At 64.2% G+C, this 1,823-nt stretch carries 2 protein-coding genes; both read left to right on the top strand.

Annotated features, from left to right (window positions below; genetic code table 11):
* On the top strand, positions 1–739 hold a 739-nt coding region (locus EOA28_RS34590; protein WP_148671059.1), incomplete at its 5' end, for an ABC transporter ATP-binding protein.
* Positions 736–1,485, top strand: coding sequence for an ABC transporter permease (locus EOA28_RS34585; protein ID WP_127251767.1), 750 nt, complete (start codon positions 736–738; stop codon positions 1,483–1,485). The genes EOA28_RS34590 and EOA28_RS34585, both read left to right, overlap by 4 nt.
* The last annotated feature ends 338 nt before the right edge of the window (positions 1,486–1,823 follow it).

Genomic DNA, 1,823 nt, shown 5'->3' with positions numbered 1-1,823 from the left:
GGTGCCCGGCTATCAGCTGCGCCTCAGCAGCGGCTACGCCATTCAGGGCCATGGACTGTGTCCGCATCGCACGGTGGCGCAGAACATCGCCACTGTGCCGCTGCTGCTCGGCTGGGACAGGGATCGGATCAAGGCGCGTGTCGACGAGCTGATGACGCTTTACCAGCTCGATCCACAGGCCTACGGCCCGCGTTACCCGCACGAGCTTTCCGGCGGCCAGCAGCAGCGTGTCGGCGTGGCCCGCGCTCTGGCCGCCGAGCCAAACGTGCTTTTGATGGACGAGCCCTTCGGCGCGTTGGACCCGATCATCCGCACCAAGGCGCAGGAGGATCTGCTGGCGATCCAGAAGCGTTTCGGCACCACCATCATCCTCGTCACCCACGACATGGAAGAGGCGGTGCATCTGGGCGACAAGATCGCCGTCATGGATGCCGGCAAGCTGGTGCAATATGCCAAACCGGCGGAGATTCTGGCCAGGCCGGCGAGCGGCTTCGTCGAGACATTGGTCGGCGCCAGCGAAAGGCCGTTCCGGCTGCTGTCGCTCGGGCCTGTGCGCGATGCGGTGGAGCCGGGCGGCGCGGAAGGCGAGGCGATCCCCGGTGAGGCCACGCAGCGCGACGCGCTTGCCGAGCTTCTGTGGTCGGGGCGGCCCGCGCTGCCGGTAAAAGGCGCGGACGGCAGGCTCATTGGCCGCGTCACCGTCGAGGGCCTGGTGAAACGCGCGGCGAGGCCGCAATGAAAGCCTGGCTGCCCGCGCTGCTGAGGCTGGCTGTCCTGGCGCTGCTGGTGGTCTTCATCATCAGCCCGGGCTGGTTCGAGCCGCTGTTGAAACCCCTGACCGAGAATGGCGCGCCGGCGATCTACAACCAGGGCAGCCTGCTGACGCTGACCCTGCAGCACCTGCGGACCGTCCTTGTCGCGACGGTCGCGGCAACGATTGTCGCGGTGGCTTTAGCCATCCTGGTCACCAGACCGGCAGGCGCAGAGTTCCTGCCCTTGTCGCGCAGCCTGGTCAATATCGGCCAGACCTTTCCGCCGGTTGCCGTGCTGGCGCTTGCGGTACCCGCCGTCGGCTTCGGCGAGAAGCCGACGCTGATCGCGCTCTTCCTCTATGGGCTGCTGCCGATCTTCGAGAATGCGCTGACCGCGCTGACCACGCTGCCGGGCAATGTGATGGAAGCGGCGCGCGGGGCCGGCATGACCGGCTGGCAAAGGCTGATGAAGGTCGAGTTGCCGCTCAGCGCCCCTGTTATTCTGGGCGGCATCCGGCTGTCGGTCGTCATCAGCCTCGCCACCGCGACGATCGGCTCAACGGTTGCCGCCAAGACGCTGGGCGAGGTGATCATCGCCGGCCTGATCTCGAACAACCTTGCCTTCGTGCTGCAGGGCGGTCTCATCGTCGCCGCGCTTGCCGTGCTGATCTATGACGGTCTGTCTGCCATAGAGCGCTACGCCGCGCGGCGCATGGGGCAGGGGGCGGAGTAGAGATGTTCAGACATCTGTTTCGCTGATTTTCGCCATCTTCAGAAGATGGCGCACGAGACCCGTCTTGAGGGGCTTGTTGCCATGTATTGGGATAGAGAGACGCATAATGCTTCCCTCTTTTCCATAAATATGATGGCTGCCTGCTATTCGCAGAAGTCGTCAGCCTCGCCGCTCAATGCCCCTGGCCAGATCCTTGCCCGAAATGGATTTCAAACTGCGATTTCCACCACCTTGCCGGGAACTGAAGTGACCGAAGACGGCAGATCTACCGAAAGGCAGCCTTCAATTGCCTCACGCAGATTTGCCATGAGTTCGTCCAGGGTTTTTCCTTCGGTTGC

This window comes from Mesorhizobium sp. M2A.F.Ca.ET.067.02.1.1, from assembly GCF_004023285.1.
In the GTDB taxonomy this organism is placed as follows: Bacteria; Pseudomonadota; Alphaproteobacteria; order Rhizobiales; family Rhizobiaceae; genus Mesorhizobium.
Note: the sequence above shows the minus strand (reverse complement) of the source record. Positions and strands in the feature narration are given on the sequence as shown.

Excerpts from the sequence above, each read along its gene's own strand:
- EOA28_RS34585 (WP_127251767.1), top strand. The coding sequence starts at position 736 with ATGAAAGCCTGGCTGCCCGCGCTGCTGAGGCTGGCTGTCCTGGCGCTG.